The sequence below is a fragment of the Roseinatronobacter sp. NSM genome, assembly GCF_052379845.1.
GTDB lineage: Bacteria > Pseudomonadota > Alphaproteobacteria > Rhodobacterales > Rhodobacteraceae > Roseinatronobacter.
Genome location: NZ_JBQTCF010000003.1, coordinates 129,032 through 146,408, shown reverse-complemented (window position 1 = coordinate 146,408; position 17,377 = coordinate 129,032). Strand labels below are relative to the sequence as shown.

The 17,377-nt window shown below is 61.0% G+C and carries 13 protein-coding genes and 1 tRNA gene; 4 read left to right on the top strand and 10 right to left on the bottom strand.

The window, feature by feature from the left end; genetic code table 11:
* Nucleotides 1-159: 159 nt before the first annotated feature.
* Together ACTZWY_RS02920 and ACTZWY_RS02915 are read right to left on the bottom strand one after the other, a co-directional pair.
* Nucleotides 160-1,011 carry a SapC family protein gene (locus tag ACTZWY_RS02920; RefSeq protein ID WP_444789181.1) on the bottom strand — a complete coding sequence of 284 codons (852 nt, stop codon included), beginning with the start codon at nucleotides 1,009-1,011 and terminating at the stop codon, nucleotides 160-162.
* A 31-nt stretch (nucleotides 1,012-1,042) separates the two neighbouring features.
* Entirely contained in the window at nucleotides 1,043-5,584 is a 4,542-nt protein-coding gene (locus tag ACTZWY_RS02915; RefSeq protein WP_444789180.1) for a beta strand repeat-containing protein, read from the bottom strand.
* 323 nt (nucleotides 5,585-5,907) lie between these two features.
* Between ACTZWY_RS02915 and ACTZWY_RS02910 the strand changes: the two genes are divergently transcribed.
* Entirely contained in the window at nucleotides 5,908-7,101 is a 1,194-nt protein-coding gene (locus ACTZWY_RS02910; protein ID WP_444789179.1) for a glycosyltransferase, read from the top strand.
* Between the two features lie 5 nt (nucleotides 7,102-7,106).
* On the opposite strand, the gene ACTZWY_RS02905 is transcribed toward ACTZWY_RS02910, so the two are convergent.
* Nucleotides 7,107-7,382 carry a hypothetical protein gene (locus tag ACTZWY_RS02905; protein ID WP_444789178.1) on the bottom strand — a complete coding sequence of 92 codons (276 nt, stop codon included), beginning with the start codon at nucleotides 7,380-7,382 and terminating at the stop codon, nucleotides 7,107-7,109.
* 90 nt (nucleotides 7,383-7,472) lie between these two features.
* Entirely contained in the window at nucleotides 7,473-8,348 is an 876-nt protein-coding gene (locus ACTZWY_RS02900) for a 3-hydroxybutyryl-CoA dehydrogenase (RefSeq protein WP_444789177.1), read from the bottom strand.
* 248 nt (nucleotides 8,349-8,596) lie between these two features.
* Between ACTZWY_RS02900 and ACTZWY_RS02895 the strand changes: the two genes are divergently transcribed.
* Nucleotides 8,597-11,116 carry a cation:proton antiporter gene (locus ACTZWY_RS02895; RefSeq protein WP_444789176.1) on the top strand — a complete coding sequence of 840 codons (2,520 nt, stop codon included), beginning with the start codon at nucleotides 8,597-8,599 and terminating at the stop codon, nucleotides 11,114-11,116.
* 108 nt (nucleotides 11,117-11,224) lie between these two features.
* On the opposite strand, the gene ACTZWY_RS02890 is transcribed toward ACTZWY_RS02895, so the two are convergent.
* Nucleotides 11,225-12,088: an N-formylglutamate amidohydrolase gene (locus tag ACTZWY_RS02890; protein WP_444789175.1), complete on the bottom strand. Its 864-nt coding sequence runs from the start codon at nucleotides 12,086-12,088 to the stop codon at nucleotides 11,225-11,227.
* A gap of 153 nt (nucleotides 12,089-12,241) precedes the next feature.
* Here ACTZWY_RS02890 and ACTZWY_RS02885 point away from each other — a divergent pair.
* Nucleotides 12,242-12,316 (top strand) — tRNA-Val (locus tag ACTZWY_RS02885).
* Between the two features lie 64 nt (nucleotides 12,317-12,380).
* The gene (gene ykgO, locus ACTZWY_RS02880) at nucleotides 12,381-12,506 is read left to right on the top strand and encodes a type B 50S ribosomal protein L36 (RefSeq protein WP_071479794.1); all 126 of its coding nucleotides are present in this window, start codon (nucleotides 12,381-12,383) and stop codon (nucleotides 12,504-12,506) included.
* 171 nt (nucleotides 12,507-12,677) lie between these two features.
* Here the strand turns inward: ykgO and ACTZWY_RS02875 are convergent, their stop codons facing one another.
* From ACTZWY_RS02875 to ACTZWY_RS02855, 5 genes are read right to left on the bottom strand one after another with little or no spacing between them, the layout of a single operon-like run.
* On the bottom strand, nucleotides 12,678-13,676 hold the full coding sequence (locus tag ACTZWY_RS02875; RefSeq protein ID WP_444789174.1) for a Gfo/Idh/MocA family protein: 999 nt from the start codon (nucleotides 13,674-13,676) through the stop codon (nucleotides 12,678-12,680).
* A gap of 31 nt (nucleotides 13,677-13,707) precedes the next feature.
* The gene (locus tag ACTZWY_RS02870; protein WP_444789173.1) at nucleotides 13,708-14,574 is read right to left on the bottom strand and encodes a PfkB family carbohydrate kinase; all 867 of its coding nucleotides are present in this window, start codon (nucleotides 14,572-14,574) and stop codon (nucleotides 13,708-13,710) included.
* Nucleotides 14,575-14,586: 12 nt separating this feature from the next.
* Entirely contained in the window at nucleotides 14,587-15,363 is a 777-nt protein-coding gene (locus ACTZWY_RS02865) for an HpcH/HpaI aldolase family protein (RefSeq protein ID WP_444789172.1), read from the bottom strand.
* A 14-nt stretch (nucleotides 15,364-15,377) separates the two neighbouring features.
* A complete protein-coding gene (locus ACTZWY_RS02860) occupies nucleotides 15,378-16,880 on the bottom strand; it encodes a tripartite tricarboxylate transporter permease (RefSeq protein WP_444789171.1) in 1,503 nt (500 codons plus the stop codon).
* A gap of 6 nt (nucleotides 16,881-16,886) precedes the next feature.
* Complete coding sequence (locus ACTZWY_RS02855) at nucleotides 16,887-17,366, bottom strand: tripartite tricarboxylate transporter TctB family protein (protein ID WP_444789170.1); 480 nt, start codon at nucleotides 17,364-17,366, stop codon at nucleotides 16,887-16,889.
* Between the last annotated feature and the right edge of the window lie 11 nt (nucleotides 17,367-17,377).

Sequence of the window (17,377 nt, the reverse complement as noted above, 5' to 3'; positions counted from 1 at the left end):
CTGGAGATGCACGACTTGCTAAAATCCGGCACATAGAGCGCCCTTAATTGTTATTCTTGTCTTAAGGCATTTTCCGAGTCAATGCCATTCCATCCTGTTGGAATGTGCTGAAAAACCTAAGGCAGCTGTCGTGATGGCCCACAGCGGCACGGGGGGCGATCAGGTGCTGTTCGAATCCCGTGGCGGGGGCTGGCCGCCCATCCAGGTTGTCAAATCCGGTTCCTGCCCGCGCGCGGTGGCCAAAGCATCGAAAAACCCCGTCAAGGCAGGGTCCGGCGCAGATGCGGGCGCGCGGGCAGGCTTCGGGGCGGCGCTGTCGCGCAGCTCTGCCTGCGCAAGAAAGGCCAGATGATGGCGCGCGACAAGTGCCGAATAGGCCAGTTCCAGTCCCCCGCAGCGGTGCAAAAGCGACAATTCGCTGCGCGCCAGACCGGCCAGTTTTTCCCCGTCCACCGTCATAAGCGCGGGCATTGACGCCGCAAATTCGTCCGGTGGCCGGAACGGGGCAAGCAGGTTCAGACGCGCAAATTCGGCCATCGCGGCGCGGGTTTGCGTTTCCGCCTGCGCACGGTTGCGAAAAAACGCCACCACCTGCGCCAGCGCGGGCGCAAGCTGTCCATCGGGCGTAAAAAACGGTTCATCACCAGGGTCATCGGTCACCAGCCCGCTGCCTTCTGCGACCAACAGGGCGAATTGCCCGCTATCCGTTTGGCGGGCCTGAAACGGGTGGATGCGCAGGATGGACGGCACATAAGACCCGCGCCATGCCCCTGTGCTGCCCACCAGTGCTGTGCGCGCGCCCAGCCGCGTCAGGGCGATGGGCCACCATGTCCCGGCAGGTGCAGGCGTGAAGAAAACGGGCAGGCAGGCCGCCACCTGTTCATGTTCGCCCAGCACGATGGGCACCAATTGATGCGCCTGCACAAAATCAAAGGAAGAAAACCGCCGCCAGCGCCGCGCGCCGTGGCGTTCGGCGCTGACAGGGGTCAGGTCTGCCCCGGCACTTATCATACCGGGACCATTGGAAAGTTTGCGCCTTGCATCAGACCAGATGCTGTTCGAAGCCCAGAATATTGGCCGCCGAAAAACCTGACAGATCGCCGATTGCAGTGAATTGCGCATAGGCCGTGCCAGACCCGGTGGAAACGCTGATATCGGTCCCGTCGAAGCTGATGGCCGTGAGCACGGCATCGGTGCCATCCCCGATCAGCAGATACATGTCATCGCCCGCGTTCAACCCCGTCAGGCCCGACAATGCGGTTTCGATTGTGGCATTGTCGAAATCAGCCACAGCCGTGGTGAAGACCAAAAGCCCCACATCTGCGCCCACGGCCCCGCTTGCGATAAGCTGGAATTCATTGCCTTCGCCGCGCAGCACATCCTGATCGAATGTTTCAAACGCGATTGAGAAACGATCCGCCAGCGCACCGCCCAATGTGAAACCGGTGATGGTGTCAAACCCGTTGGCAACGGAACTTCCTTCGAACAAGACAATATTCACACCGGCGGCGGACATATCGATCTGGTCATCACCGCCACGCCCGCGCAGAATGGTGTCAATATTCTGGGCGACAAGTGTGTCGTTGTTGGCCGTCCCGATGATGGCGACCGATGGGCCAAGGTTTGTGGTGGTATACACCGGCTCGGGCTGCCCGGAGAAGGTCAGCTCATCCGCGGTTTCAACGAAAAGCGCGCTGTCATCACCCGAAACCCGGATGACAAGGACATCCGCGAAGTCAACATCCATCAGGCGGAAGCTGATAAGGGCTTCATCCTCCAGATTGTTGAAGCCGCGCAACGACCCGCCCGCGAAGGAAAACACCCCATCATCCATATCGGCCAGACCAAGTTGCGAGATGTTGAAGCGGTTGGTCTGGAATGTGTCGGTTGTCAGCGCAGATGGGATCACGAACCCGTCAAGGTCCAGATTGGCAAGGGCCGGGTCAAAACTGACGGTGAATTCCACAGTGTTGAGCACCGAACCACTGACCGCATCCATGTCCACAAGCACGTCGAATGCAACGGTGCCTGCGCCCCGCGCCCCGTCCAGCACGAATATCGCGCCCGCCTGATAGCCCACGGCGGAAAAGGTTTCCTGCACGCTTCGGCCAGATGCATTGGAAACAGTGAAATCCGCCGTCAAAACCTGTTCTGCGACCAGTGTTGGCGTGGTGATTGTCGTGGTCCATGTGCCATCCGCCGCAACGGTGGCCGTGCCCAGTTCCGTCCCACCCGAGGCGATGCTGACTTCCTGCCCTGCCTGCACGCCGCGCGTCGTCCCCGACAACTCTAGCGTGGCGCCCAGATCATCGATGATCAGCGCGCCATCCTCGCCCACCGGGTTGACCGTGATCTGGGGGGGAATGTTCGTGCTGACCCCAAGATCGGCAGTTGCCATGGCCGGGTAGCTGTTGCCGGGCGCAGATGCGGTCAGGGTGAAGCTGGCCTGATCCTCGGCGCCTTGGACAGCGGCGGCAGGGACAGTGGTTGTCCAGCTGCCATCTGCCTGAACTTGCGCAGTCACACTGAAGGTTGCGGGGTCATCCCCGCTGGTGATTGTGACACTCGCGCCTTCGGCCACGTCTGTGGTGGTGCCTGAAATGGTGAACCCGTTGTCGAATTCATCAAGCCCAAGCACAAAACCCGCTGCAGGCGCAACAATGGTGACAGTTGGCGCAGTCACACTGACCGAACCCGTGGTTTCATTTCCGGCGCGGTCTTGGGCGCTTGCGCCCACAGTCACCGCGCTGCCCGCCGCCGCCACAGGCAGATCGTCCGTTGCAACGGTGGTTGTCCATGCCCCACCCGACGCAGGCGCAGTGAAGGTTTCGCCACCGATTGTGACGACCACTTCATCAACATCGCCCGATGTGGTGCCGGACACAACCAACCCGTCTTCGGTGACGGCTGTTGTGACCGTCAGCGCAGGGGCGTCTGTGTCGCGCGTCACCTCAATCTCTCGGGTCACCGAGGTTCCGCCAATGTCACTTTCGGCGGAAATGGTATAGGCGGCGTCAACACTGGGCAGGTCTGCAGCAAGGAATGTTGTGCTCCAAACCCCTGTATCATTGTCCGCCGTCACGCTGACCGGCGCAATGCCCGGAAACGTGACCGTGACAGGATTACCCGGCACCGCAACACCCGACACGGTAAGGTCGGTCATGTCGGCCACATCCTGCGCATTGATGAAACTGCCATCTGCGGGCGCAGTAATGGCCAGCGCGGGTTGCGAAAAATCCGTGGTGCTGGTGATGGGGGCGGTTTCGTCGCTGTTGCCGGCACTGTCAGACACAGCTGCGGAAATCGTCACCTCTGTCTGGTCGTCCAGCGCGTCAATCACAGCACTTGGAACCAGCACAGACCAACTGCCATCAGCGGCAACTGTTCCGGTATAGGGCGCGCCGTCAAATGTAAGCGTCACCTCGCGGTTTTCTTCCACGCCGGTGGTGGTGCCCGTGACGGTTAGCCCGGTAAAGGTATTCACAGTTTCAATCGTCACCGGGTTGATGGTGATTTCCGCTGTGAAATCAGTGGCAAGCGTTGCGGTGGCCTGCGTGGCCGCGTTGCCTGCGGCATCGGTCACATCTGCAGTGATTGGCAGGCTTGCGCCATCTGCCAAACCGACCAGATCAGCGGCAGGCACAGTCACGGACCACGCGCCGCCTGCCACATCATCCGTATAGGTGGTGCCGTTGAAGATGACGCTGACCTGCTGGTCATCCTCGGCGCCCGAGGCCGTGCCGGAAATAACAAGGTCTTCGCCCTGCTCCAGCGCGTTCAGAACGTTGTCGGCGGAAACTGCGTTGATGGTGATCGACGGCGCGATTGTGTCGATGGCCAAGCCCACAGTCGCATCAGGCGCAACCTCCAGCGCATTCAGCGTGGCGCTGGCGGTGATGGTATAGGCCCCGTCGGCGGGCAGATCAGCGGACAGCACAGTAACAGTCCATGCGCCGCCGGAATCAGCGGTCACAGACGGAAACGCGGTTCCGTTGATGCTGACGGTCACGGTCGCACCCGGCACCGTTGCACCCACAATGTCCAGATCATTGGCTGCGGTTGTGCCGTTGAGTGTCAGATCATCGGCGGGGGTGTCGATGGTCAGGGCAGGTGGGGTAAATGTGGCCGCAACACTGGCCGTTGCGGTTCCGGTATTTCCGGCCGCATCGCCTGCGGTGGCGGAAACTGCAATACTGTCCACGCCCGCATCGCGCAAACCGGCCAGAACCGATTGCCCGATCGTCACCGACCAGTTGCCTGCGCTGTCAATAGCACCTGCGCTGTAATCCACGCCCGCAAAGCTAAGCGTGACGTTCTGGCCTTCTTCTATGCCGGTGCTGCCGCCGGTGATGGTCAGGTCAAAGAAGCTGTCGGCGGTGGACAGGTCACCTATGGCATTAATGCTGATATCTGCCGTAAAATCCGTGGTAAACCCTTGGGTTGCAGGCGTGTCGACAACATTGCCAGCCGCGTCGGACACTGTGGCACGCACGGAATATTCCGTATTGTCGGCCAGATCGCCAGCTGCAATCAGCACACTCCATTCCCCACCAGTGACAACGCCGGTGCCCGTGGCCACAACATTATCAAGGCCGTCCAGCACATTGATGGTCACAACCTGCCCGTTTTCGGCGTCGGTTGTGCCGGTCACAACCAAACCCGATGTCTGTTCGTCCGCGTTCAGCGTGTTGTCACCGCCCGCCACGGCGGTGATTGCGATGACCGGCGGGATTGTATCCACATTCACCGTTGCGCCGCCCGACGCGACAGTTTCCACAACATCCGTGCTGGTGGGGTTGCCCTCATCATCTTCGCCAATGACGGTGGTTGTCCGTTCCACGCGGAAACTGACAGATTGGGGGCCCTGCACATTGCTTAGGTCTAGGTCATTGGGGAAAGTGATTTCGCCATCTTCGTTGACGGTCACTTCGCGTTCGGGTTCATCGCCAAACTGGATGAACACGCGGTCGCCGGCCTGCAATTCAGGGACTGCGCCGAATATCTGGTCAAAGCTTTGGGGGCTTGACCCGGAAACACCGCCAAGGTTGACAATCGGCAGCGGGGGGGGGGCTGCGACCGCATCACTGCCACCGCCGGACGCCGCCGCAGCCGCCGCCGCAACGCCCACACCGGCCGCAGCAGCGCCCGCGCCGCCCAATCCGCCCAGAACCCCGCCCGCACCGGCACCCGCCGCCAAGGCCGATGCCGCAACTTCGGCCACAACCTGCGCCGCCGCCGAGGTGACAAGGATGGTCCCATCCGCCGCAACCTGCACAACAGAGGCGTTTACCTGAACGATCTGACCATTCGTCAATGTCAGTTGCGCGCTGCCATCCGCCGCCACCTGGGCGGAGCTGACACCGGAAATGTCCAGTGCATTTACCATCCCCTCGGCGGTTTGTGCCTGCGCCAGCAGTGGCAACACGAAAACGGCGCTTCCCAGACCCGCCGCCACACGGCGTTGGTTCTTCGCAATCCAGTTCTGAATGTAATTGCGCCGTTCAGCCGCATCTGATGCAAGCACTCCGGCAGGGTTCGCGTCGGTTTCTGTAGCATTTTCCAGATACGGGACGTGTTTGGTCATCGTAAACCTCGTCAATCAAATGGCTAATTTCTAATTCCTTTGGGGACATTTACACAACTTTCGAGACGTGGGAAGAGGGCATCGTCACTAATTTATTAACTGTGTTGTAGTGAACCAGCATGTAACGCCCCCTCCCCGACTGCGAAGGGCCAGCGCGGCCCCGACACAGCCCGCGCGACGGCAGGCAGGGCGCGTCAGCTTTTCCCACCCGCGCCCATCCGTACCGGCTTGAAAAACCAACAAATTGATTACGCTTGAACTTTCATTCCAGCACACAGATAGTCTGGCGTGCGGCGTGACTGACAGGACAGCGGGGCGGGCGGATGCAGATTGCCTATCTTATGAATACTTACCCCGTCACCTCGGGGACGTTTATCCGGCGCGAGATTGCGGCGCTGGAAGCGCAAGGCGTGCGCGTCAGGCGGTTTGCCATCCGTGCGTGGGACCAACCGTTGGTTGACCCCGCGGACCGGCAGGAACAGACCCGCACAACCTATTTGCTGGCGCCCGGCGGGGTGCGGCTGGCGCGCATGACCCTGCAAGAGGCGTTTTTCAACCCGCGCGGTGTGTTGCGCGCAGCAAAAACAGCATGGCAGTTGCACCGCAATGCGGGCCGTCACACGCTGGTGCGCCATGTGGCCTATTTGCTGGAAGCGGTGCATCTGAAACGGCTGGCGGCGGGGTGTTCGCATGTGCATGCGCATTTTTCAACGAACACCGCCGCGGTTGCATTACTCTGCGCGCGCATGGGCGGGCCGGGCTATTCCTTTACGGCGCATGGCCCGGACGAATTTGTGAACCCCGCGGCCGCCTCGCTTGGCATGAAGCTTCATCATGCGCGTTTTGCTGTGGCCATCACGGAATTCGCGCGCGTTCAACTGGCACTGGCCTATGGCATGGATATCTGGCCAAAGCTGCATGTCGTGCGCTGCGGGGTGGATGTGGCCGACCTGCGCCCCGCGCCCGCCCCTGCCGCTGATGCGCCCTTTGTCTGTGTCGGGCGTCTGTGCGTGCAAAAGGCGCAGGAATTGATTGTGGCCGCGCTGGCGCAGCTGCACCAAACCCACCCCCATGCGCGCCTTGTCCTGATCGGGGACGGGGACACCCGCCCCGCCATTGCCACAGCGATTGCCCGCCACGGGCTTGACGCGCATGTGGACTTGCGCGGCTGGGCCGACAATGCGGCGGTCAAGGACGCGCTGGCGGGGGCGCGCGCGTTGCTGCTGCCCAGTTTTGCCGAAGGGCTGCCAATTGTCATCATGGAAGCGCATGCGCTGGGGCGGCCTGTCATTTCGACCTATATTGCGGGTATACCGGAATTGGTGGATGACCAGACCGGCTGGCTGGTTCCTGCGGGCGATGTGACCGCGCTTGCGGGCGCAATGCGCGCCTGTATGGACACCCCGCCAGAGGATCTGGCGAGAATGGGCGCCCAAGGGCGCGTGCGGGTCGAAAAGGCGCATGACATCAGCCGCAGCGCAGCGGCGTTGAAAGCGCTGTTTGGCAAGTTTGCCTGACGGGGTCAGCTGTTGCCGCGCAACGCTTCGGGATGGTCCGCAAGAAACTGCTTCAGCGCAGTGTAAAGCCCGCGCGCCGTGGGCAGGTCATCAGCATGCAGCGCCTGCACAATGTCATCGCATATCATGCGTTGCACGCGCTGCGGGCCGTGGTGAATGTGCATCATGTATTCCCCCAGTTCGGCAGCACTGACCGGGGTAATATGCTCATGCTCGGCAATCGCGGCGATCTGTGCGCGCGTCAGGCATGTCATATCCAGAATGTCGTTTTCGTTTATCATGGCCAAACCCTCCTCGTGATTTGGCAGGATACCAAATTCCGAAGGGTTTGCCTTGTTCCATGTCAAGCAAGCCGGGCGTTGCGCCCCCGCTTAACGCGTGGGCACAGGCGTTTCACCCCGATAGTCATAGAAGCCACGCTGCGTTTTGCGGCCCAGCCATCCGGCCTCGACATATTTGGTCAGAAGCGGACAGGGGCGGTATTTGGTATCAGCCAGCCCGTCATGCAACACATTCATGATGGCCAGACAGGTATCCAGACCAATAAAATCCGCCAGTTCCAGCGGCCCCATCGGGTGGTTTGCGCCCAGTTTCAGCGACTCGTCAATGGATTTGACCGACCCTACGCCTTCATACAGGGTATAAACCGCCTCATTGATCATGGGCATCAGAATACGGTTCACGATGAAGGCTGGAAAATCCTCGGCGCTGGCGGCGGTTTTGCCCAGCTTTTCCACAACGGCCAGCAGCGCCTTGTAGGTGGGTTCATCCGTGGCAATGCCGCGAATCAATTCCACCAGTTGCATGACCGGCACGGGGTTCATGAAATGGAACCCCATGAATTTTTCGGGCCGGTCCGTGCGGCTGGCCAGCCGGGTAATGGAAATCGATGAGGTGTTCGATGTCAGAATCGTATGCGGCTGGATATGCGGCAACAGGTCCTCGAAAATAGCCTGTTTGATGGTTTCGCGTTCCGTCGCGGCCTCGATTATCAGGTCGGACGGGCCAAGTTCATGCAGTTTGGTGGTGGTGCGAATGCGCCCCATCGCCGCCGCCTTGGCTTCGGCGCTGATCTTGTCGCGCGCTACTTGCCGTTCAAGATTGCCATCAATCAGCGCAACCGCCTTGTTCAGCGCATCCTCGGATATGTCGTTCATCAGCACATCGAAACCGGCCAACGCAAAAACATGGGCAATGCCATTGCCCATCTGGCCTGCACCGACAATCCCGACTGTCCTGATGTCCATTTTGCGCCCCCGGTTTGCTGCGTCGCGCCGACCATATGACCCCCATGCCCGCCAGCGCAAGAGCGAATGCCCAACCATAGCGCAGATGGCCCCAATAACGCCACAGGTCCACACATACCCGCAGCCATCACGCGCCGCGCGATGCGGATTGCCCCGATCCGATGCAAACAGATCGCGTTGTTGGGGAAATGTTGCGAAAGTGATGCTAACATATTCGATTAAGGCAATTTTCCGGCTATAAAAAAACTATGGACATTATCACACTTGTCGCCGCACTGGCGGTGCTTTTCATCGTTATTGGCATATCCGAACCCTTGTCAGAACGGGCGCGGCTGCCTTTTACCGTGATTCTGGCTGTGGTCGGCGGTATTCTTGGCGGGGTCGCGCTGTATTTGCTGAATTCCGACCTGAGCGAGGCGCTGAACCCGACTGTGCGGCGGTTTCTGGACCAACCCATCCGTGCAAATGTGTTTTTGTATGTCCTGTTGCCCACATTGTTGTTTCAGGTGGCGCTGATGGTCAATGCGCGGCGCATGCTGGATGACTGGGTGCCCATTCTGGTTATGGCCGTGATGGCGGTTGTCGTGGCAACTGTGGTCATTGGCTACGCGCTGAAACCGTTTACCACGCTGCCGCTGGTGGCGTGTCTGCTGATCGGGGCAATTGTGTCCACCACCGACCCGTCAGCGGTTGTCAGCATTTTTCGCAATATTGCCGCGCCCCAGCGGCTGACCCGTATTGTAGAAGGGGAAAGCCTGCTGAATGATGCGGCGGCCATTGCGCTATTCGGGTTTTTCATCACCTTTGTCATGCTGGGTGTGCCCGACCCCACCTTGCAAGAAGCGCTGGTCACATTCCCTTGGTTGATCGCGGGCGGGGTGGGGATTGGCTGGGTCTTTGCCCGTGTGACCGTATCGTTGATGGCGGTCATTCCGACATTTCCGCGCGCGCAGGTGTCCATCAGTGTGGCGCTGCCGTATCTGACCTATGTTGTGGCCGAACAGCTTGCATCCGCATCCGGGGTGATTGCGGTTGTCGTGTCGGGGCTGACATTGAACTTGCTGGGGCCGGGGCGCCTGACGCCCGCCAGCTACAACTACCTGCGCGAAGTGTGGGACGTGCTGGCCTATTGGGCGGGGGCGCTGATCTTCATTCTGGCCGCATTGCTGATTCCGCGCCTTATGGGGGATGTGCGCCCCAATGATGTTTTCCTGATCGGGGTCATTGTCGTGGCCGCGTTCCTTGCGCGCGCCGTCATCTTGTTTGGTATGCTTCCGGTGCTGTCGGCGCTGAAGCTGTCGCCGCGTGTGGACAGGCCCTATCGCGTGGCCATCCTTTGGGGGGGGCTGCGGGGTGCGGTCACATTGGCACTGGCGCTGGCCGTCACCGAAAGCGCGCTGGTGCCCCCAACCATCAAGCGCGAGGTGGGCATTCTGGCCACCGGGTTCACACTGTTCACGCTGCTGGTGCAGGGGACAACGCTGCGCTGGGTCATCGCGCGGCTGGGGCTGGACAGGTTGCCCGCACTGGACACCGCGCTGTCCAATCAGGTCATCGCTGTGGCCCTTCAGAACGTGCGCGAGGCCGTGGCAGACACAACCCGCGATTACCGCCTGCCCAAGGAAGTGATCCGTTCCGAAGCGAAACGATTTGCCGAGCGGCTGGATATTGCTGTGGACCTTGCGGAAAATGCGCAGGCCATCCCGGACCGCGACCGCATTACGCTGGGCCTGATCGCGCTGGCGGGGCGCGAACGCGACCTGATCATCGACAATTTCCGCCAGCAATTGTTTTCCGCCCGTCTGGTGGAACAGATGCTGACAGATGTGGACCGCCTGATTGAACGCACCCGGCAGGGCGGGCGCTATGAATACCGCGCGGCAGGGCGGATGGCACTGGGCTATGGCGCATGGTATCGGGTGGCCGTGTGGCTGCACAGCCGCCTGAAATGGTCATGGCTGCTGGAAACCATGACCGCCGACCGCTTCGAGATATTGCTGAACCAGCGGCTTGTTCTGGGGCAGTTGCACGGGTTTCTGGACAACAAGATCCGGCGCATTCATGGCCGCCGCGTGGCGGACCTGTTGCACGAATTGTTGCGCCGCCGCGAAGAAGAAACAGAAAACGCCATCGAAAGGCTGCGCCTGCAATACCCCGGCTATGCCGAGGAAATGGAACGCCGCTTCATTCGCCGCACCAGTTTGCGACTGGAAGAACGCGAATATGAGGTGCTGTTCAGTGACGGACTGATAAGCCGCGAACTTTACACCACGCTGCGCAACCGCGCCAACAAGGCCCGCACCAAGGTAGAGGCCCGCCCCCACCTTGATTTCGCCCTGCACAAAAGCGCGTTTGTGCGCAGTTTTCCGTTGTTTCAGGACATGACCGACGACCAACGCCAGATTCTGGCGCGCGCGCTGACCACCCGCTATGTCGAACCCGGCGCGGTGCTGATCCGCAAGGGAGAGGTGGCGAATTGTGTATTTTTCATCGCCTCTGGCGCAGTAGAGGTGGAACGCAAGGGCCAGAAGGCGCGCTTGGGCCGGGGGGAGTTTTTTGGCCATATCGGAATGCTGGCGCGCGAACCCCGCAAGGCAATGGTCAGCGCCATCAGCCATTCCACACTTCTGGAACTGGACGAAACCCGCTTTCGGCGGATGATGGCACGCAACAAGACCCTGTTACAAGCTGTGGCCGACAGTGCCGCCAAGCGCGGCGTGGTTCTGGACCTAAGCGCGTTTGAGGCGCCCACGCAGCGCCAACGCTAGTGCATGTCGCGCAAAAGTGGGACCCGGTTTTGCGCTTTTCGAACCTGCGCAATCAATAAGCTGGAGTATGCGGCATGAATGCGGATAAGCGCCACATGCTGTAAACGGCTATTCTGCGGCCAGCGCAATGGTCTGGGTGGTGTCGCGCCCAATATCCGCCAGCTCCTTGACGACGCGCCGCATAACCTTGGCGAAGCGGTCGAAATCCCGGTTTGGGGTGACTGTGCGTTCATCCAGATACAGGCTGCGGTCAATTTCCACCTGAACAACATGTTGTCCCGTGGACGGGCTGCCATAGCGTTGGGTAATATAGGCCCCTGCAAAGGGGGCATTGCGCGCCACGCAGAACCCGGCCGCCGAAAAGACCGCTTCGACCGCATCACTTATGGGGCCGGAACATGCAGCGCCGAATCGGTCGCCCAGAACAATGTCGGGGCGCCTGCCTGCGAAGCGGCGGTCATGGCCGGTTGCATCGCGGGGCATGGAATGCATGTCAAACAATATTGCGCGCCCGAACTGTCGGCGCTGCTGGTCCATCACGGATGCAAGCTGGTCATGATAGGGGTGCCAGAACCGCATCAGGCGGGTGTCGGCTTCGGTTCTGGTGATCTTGCCTGCATAAATGGCCCGCGACCCTGCAACAACGCGCGGAATGACGCCCAAACCCGACATGACGCGCGGGTTCAGCGTGGCCTTGGGCACATCTGCAATAAGCGCGGGGTCCAGTTCCGTTGCCGCACGGTTATAATCGACATAGGCGCGCGGCACACCGCCCAGCAAGACAGGCGCCCCATGTTCGGGCGCGTCTTGCAAGAACAGATCGACATAGGCATCCTCTGAGGAGCGCAGGGCCGTTTCATCAAGCGCGGACGCCTTCAGAAACTCTGGCGGATAGAATCGCCCGCTGTGGGGGGATGCGAAAACCACCGCGCTGGTGGCGATTCGGGCTGGGAAAAAATCAAATGCGTTCATATGTCCGGCCATGTTTCAGAAAATAACTATAGCGCGAATGATCTTGCTTTCAAAAGCCCTTGATCATGGCTGCGATTCTTTCTATACGGGCGGCAATTGACGCGGCCCTACCCCGCGTCCCTTTTGTTTGGGGCGTATGGGATTGGCCAGTCAGGGCGCGTAGCTCAGTGGTAGAGCACTACGTTGACATCGTAGGGGTCACAAGTTCGAACCTTGTCGTGCCCACCATTAAACCCTGCATCTTGCAGGACAACCGCAATGGCGCAAGCGCGCCGCGATAAGGAGAAGGCCGATGAAGGTCAGAAACTCGCTCCGGTCGCTCAAGCAGCGCCACCGCGATTGTCAAATCGTGCGCCGCAAGGGCCGTGTGTATGTTATCAACAAGACACAGAAAAAATTTAAGGCACGTCAGGGCTGATTTTTCAGCATTGGTGTAGAAAAACCGTCCCCCGTTTCTGCCGGGGGGCGGTTTTTTAGTTTGGCCTATCCCAAATTAGGGCCTTGGGGTGTGTCGCATGTCTTTTGGCGCAAAACCGGGTCCCACTTTTGCGCGACATGCTGTGGCGCAGGTCGCGCTGTGGCGGGCAGCTTACACGCCACTGCCCGCCTTGTTATACACCGCTTCCATCAGGCGCAGGGTTTCCAGATTGTCCAGCCGGTCGGTGGCAAAGGGGCGGCCCGTGCGCAGGCCCGACACAAATTCGGTCACGGCACCTGTGAAACACGCCTGATAATTCGCCGCCAGATCATGGAGTGATACATCATCCGGGCGTGACAACAGCGTAATACGGTCGCGGTCATAGACCAGCGTATCCGCATCGCCCAGCAGTTCCAGCCGGTCAGTGGGCAGGTCAGGATAGCCCAACGCCGAAATATTCGCATCAATCGTGATAATGGCCCCGTCACGCGATTGCAGCGTCACCAGCGCCACATCCTCGCCCTTCAGGGCGGGGTTTATCCGGTCCAGCCGCGCATTCAGCACGCGCATTTCGCCAAGGATGGACCGCAGCGCGTCCAGATGGTGAATCAGCACCTCGAACACCAGAAGGCGCGGGAATTCTGCCAGATAGGGCTGGCGGTTCAACAGGAATGCAGGCCCCTCGCCATAGCTGAACAGCGATGCCGACCGCACTACTAGCCGCGCATGGCGCAACCGCCCGATCTGGCCGCCCTGCACGCGCTGCGCGATTTCAGCGTAATGGGGCCGGAACCGGTAGTTTTCATGAACCATGAAGCGGATCTTCTCGCCCACCTCGGCAATCAGGGCCTCGGCCTCGGCGACAGTGGGGGTCATGGGTTTTTGGCACATCACATGAATACCGCGCGCGGCGGCCATGCGCACCAGCGGCGCATGCGTGCCCACCGGCGTGATGATGTCCAGCGCGTCGGGGCGGGTGTCCTCCAGCATGTGGGCCGTGTCCGAATAGACCTGCGCAATGCCGAATTCCTGCGCGCGTGCGCCTGCCTTTCCAGCGTCAGGGTCGCAAATGGCCACCAGATCAATACCCGATTGCGCCTGCCACCCCTTCAGGTGGAATTCGCTAATGGCCCCTGCGCCCGCAATGGCCACTTTCAACGGTTTGCTCATCGATGCATCATCCTGTGTTGTCATGGCGTCTTTATGCCCCCAACGGCGCAAGACTGTCTGTCTGCCCCGCCACATGGCGCGCGGCGGCGCTATTGGCCGCGCGGACGGCACCCATTTCATCCTGTCCGGCGGCCAGCGCAAGTGTGAAGGCCCCGTGCCATGTGTCGCCTGCGCCGTTGGTGTTTTGCGCCACGGCCACGGGAACAGGTATTTCATACGCCGCGTTCCCGTCATGGCACAGCACCGGGTCCGGCCCGCGTGTCACACAGACCCAGACATTGAACTGCCGCGCCACCTGCGCCAGCGCCGCTGCATCTGCGCGGCCCGTGTAATCCGTCAGGCCCTGCACCGAAAACGCGATATGCGACGCGTGACACAGCGCATCCTGCACAAGGCGCACTGGCGCTTCGGCGTCAATGACAGCGGGTTTTCCGGCCGCGCGCGCCGCCGCCAGCAAGGTTTTGGTGATCTGTGGAAAACGTGTGTCCACAAGCGCCCCGTCATAGCCGAAGGGCTGCGCCAGCGGCGGCAGGTTCGCGGCAAGCTGGTCATCGCGCCAGTTGATGATGGTCCGGTCCCCGTCCCCTTCGATCAGCACGGCGGAATGCGGGGTCACCGCGCCCGCGACACCATGCACCTGATCCAGCGGCACGCCCAGCGCCTGAATGCGCGCGCGCATCACTGGCGCCAGTTCGTCATCGCCAATCGCGCCATACAGTGTGACCTGCCCGCCCAACCGCGCGATGGCGGCTGCCGCATTCAGGGCACCACCGCCCCCGACAAGCCGGGACGCCTGCGCCTTGTGCTTGGCGCCCGCCACCGGATAGCTGGACACGGACAGTTCCAGATCCAGCGCAATCAGTCCCCCGCAGATGATATGCGGCGCAGCCCTACGCATGCCCACCTGCCCCTAGCGCAGCATGTCAAGGCAGGCGGCGCGCGCTTCGCGGGCCGCATTGGCCAGCATCGCCACATCGCACGGCCCCACAATCAGCCGGTAGCCCGCATCCTGCAAATCGCGGTAGTTGCGGTTTGGCCACAGCACGGTGCCCAGCTGCAACCCGCCCTGCAGCGTCAGGTCTTCGGCCTTGTTCACCACCTTCAGCACTTCGGGGGTGTCCATGCGTTCCAGATAGCCCATGGAGGCGGCCAGATCATTCGGGCCGATAAACACCATGTCGATACCGTCAATCGCTGTGATCGCGGGAATTTCAGACACGGCATCCACATGTTCGATCTGCACCATCAGCAGCAATTCTTCATGGGCACGTTCGCGGGCGAAATCCGGCAGCGCCCCGAAGCCTGATGCGCGCACAATAGGGGCGGCATACCCGCGCTGGCCGCGTGGCGGATACAGGCAGCAATCGGCCACGCCCTGGGCCATTCTGGCCGAATTCACCATGGGCACCATCAGCGACCGCGCGCCCCGGTCCAGCGCGCGTTTCAACACGGCCTCGCTGGCGTCGGGGACGCGCAAGATGGCCTCGCCCCCTGCCGCTTCCACAGCGCGGATCAGGTTGAACCCGTCTTCCAGCCCTGCAGCGCCATGTTCGCAATCCACGACAATGACATCCCAGCCCGCATGCACCAACAGCTCCGCCACATCGGGCGATCCCAGATCAAGCCACGCCGCAGTGACGGTTTCGCCCGCCTTCAGGCGCGCTTTCAGTTTGTTTCTTCCTGTCATCTTGTCATCTTCTGTTATTTGGACGAAGTCCGGTTTCCAAAAAAGCTCCAGCCGGCGCGCAGCAACAGCGCGGCCCAGACCAGCAATGTCAGCGTGCCCAGCACCGCAGCCGTGTCGCGCGCAAAAAATTCGGTCAGATCCCCGCGCGCCTTCATCATCGACACCATGAAATTATCTTCCACAATCCGGCCCAGCACGATGCCCAGGATAGCGGGCGCAAGCGGGATGCTGGCCCAGATCATGCCACTGGCCAGCAACCCCAGCGCAAGAATGATCCATATGGCGATAACACTGCCGGTAATCGCATAGCCGCCAATCATCGACAGCAGCAAAATCAGCGGCATAAGCACAGCGCGCGGCACGCGCAGCACCTGTGTCGCAAGGGCCACGGCCAGCCCGCCGGTGAACAGCATCAGCACATTCGCCATGAAAAACGACCCGAAAATCGTATAGACCAGCACTGTATCATTGGCGAAGATATCCGGCCCCGGCGTCAGGCCCTTCATCATCAGCACACCTATGGCAATGGCCGTCACACTGTCGCCGGGAATGCCGAACACCAGCGCGGGCGTCCAGGCCCCCGCCACAGCGGCGTTATTGGCCGCGCCCCCGTCCACAACCCCTTCGACATGGCCGCGCCCATAGGCTTCTGGCGTTTTCGAAAACCGGCGCGACACGGCATAGGCAATCCATGCGGCCACGTCAGCACCCGCGCCGGGCAGCGCGCCGATAACCGTGCCACCGCTGGCAGAGCGGATGACATTCACCCAGCGTGTGCGGAATTCCCGCCACGCGGCGCGAATGGCCACCAGAAGCGGTTCGACAACCAGCTTGCCAATGCGCGTCTGGCGGCCCAGCGCAGCGTTGCGCAGCAATTCCGACAGCGCAAAAATACCGATCATGGCGGGAATGAAATTGACCCCATCATACAATTCCAGCATCCCGAAGGTGTAGCGCGGGTGCCCCACCGCCACATCAATGCCAATCGTGGCCACGGCCAGCCCGATAAACAGGCTTGCAAAATTGCGCGGCACCGATGGCCCGCCCACAAACACCGCACAGGACAGGCCCAATGTGGCCAGCCAGAACGCCTCGTCACTGGAAAAACTGCGCGACAGTTGCGCAAGTTGCGGTGTGGCATAGGCCAGAATGGCAACCCCGATCACGCCCCCGCAGACGGACGCGAACAGCGATGTGAACAGCGTTGTGCGCGGTTTGCCGGTTTGCGACAGCCGAAAGCTGTCCTCGACATAGGCGGCAGATGCGGGCGTGCCGGGAATTTTCAGCAAGGCCCCCGAAATATCGCCTGCAAATATGGCCGTGGTTGTTGTGGCCACAATTGCGGCAGCGGCCTGAACGGGGTCCATGAACCATGTAAACGGCACCAGAAGCGCCACCGCCATGGTGGCCGTCAGCCCCGGCATGGCCCCCACGAATGCCCCATACAGCGTGCACAGCAGGATCGTTCCCAGAATTCTGGGGTCAAGAACGATGGTGAATATAGCAAGAAGGTCCATGCGCGCCTACCACGCATAAGGCGCAAGCACGCCCCAAGGCAGCACAACGCGCATCACTGTATAAAAGATGTAGTGCAAGACGACTGGCGCTGTGATCGCCATGATCCCCGCCAACACCCAGTTGCCGCCAAAAATGCGCACCGCACATAACAGCACCAGCGCCGCCGCCACATGAAACCCCAGCACCGGCAACAGCAGCGCAAACCCTGCCACCAATGCGACAATCCCCAGAAAGGACAGCGCGGCCAGCGGGGTTATCGTGGCCGGTGTGGTGGCGTCATTCCCCTGCCCGCTGCGCATGTCGCGAAGCCCTTCCAGAATAATACCAAGGGCCGACAGGATCAGCCCGCCCGCGATGATTTTTGGAAACAGATCAGGCCCGTAAGGCATGGCCCGAATGCGCGGGAACCCCTGCGCCCCCCAGATCATGGCAACGGCAAGGGCGATCAGGACCGCCCCCACCACAAAGTCGCGTCTAAGTATCATGTCGGGGAACC

Excerpts from the sequence above, each read along its gene's own strand:
- ACTZWY_RS02920 (WP_444789181.1), bottom strand. The coding sequence starts at position 1,011 with ATGATAAGTGCCGGGGCAGACCTGACCCCTGTCAGCGCCGAACGCCAC.
- ACTZWY_RS02915 (WP_444789180.1), bottom strand. The coding sequence starts at position 5,584 with ATGACCAAACACGTCCCGTATCTGGAAAATGCTACAGAAACCGACGCG.
- ACTZWY_RS02910 (WP_444789179.1), top strand. The coding sequence starts at position 5,908 with ATGCAGATTGCCTATCTTATGAATACTTACCCCGTCACCTCGGGGACG.
- ACTZWY_RS02905 (WP_444789178.1), bottom strand. The coding sequence starts at position 7,382 with ATGATAAACGAAAACGACATTCTGGATATGACATGCCTGACGCGCGCA.
- ACTZWY_RS02900 (WP_444789177.1), bottom strand. The coding sequence starts at position 8,348 with ATGGACATCAGGACAGTCGGGATTGTCGGTGCAGGCCAGATGGGCAAT.
- ACTZWY_RS02895 (WP_444789176.1), top strand. The coding sequence starts at position 8,597 with ATGGACATTATCACACTTGTCGCCGCACTGGCGGTGCTTTTCATCGTT.
- ACTZWY_RS02890 (WP_444789175.1), bottom strand. The coding sequence starts at position 12,088 with ATGAACGCATTTGATTTTTTCCCAGCCCGAATCGCCACCAGCGCGGTG.
- ykgO (WP_071479794.1), top strand. The coding sequence starts at position 12,381 with ATGAAGGTCAGAAACTCGCTCCGGTCGCTCAAGCAGCGCCACCGCGAT.
- ACTZWY_RS02875 (WP_444789174.1), bottom strand. The coding sequence starts at position 13,676 with ATGAGCAAACCGTTGAAAGTGGCCATTGCGGGCGCAGGGGCCATTAGC.
- ACTZWY_RS02870 (WP_444789173.1), bottom strand. The coding sequence starts at position 14,574 with ATGCGTAGGGCTGCGCCGCATATCATCTGCGGGGGACTGATTGCGCTG.
- ACTZWY_RS02865 (WP_444789172.1), bottom strand. The coding sequence starts at position 15,363 with ATGACAGGAAGAAACAAACTGAAAGCGCGCCTGAAGGCGGGCGAAACC.
- ACTZWY_RS02860 (WP_444789171.1), bottom strand. The coding sequence starts at position 16,880 with ATGGACCTTCTTGCTATATTCACCATCGTTCTTGACCCCAGAATTCTG.
- ACTZWY_RS02855 (WP_444789170.1), bottom strand. The coding sequence starts at position 17,366 with ATGATACTTAGACGCGACTTTGTGGTGGGGGCGGTCCTGATCGCCCTT.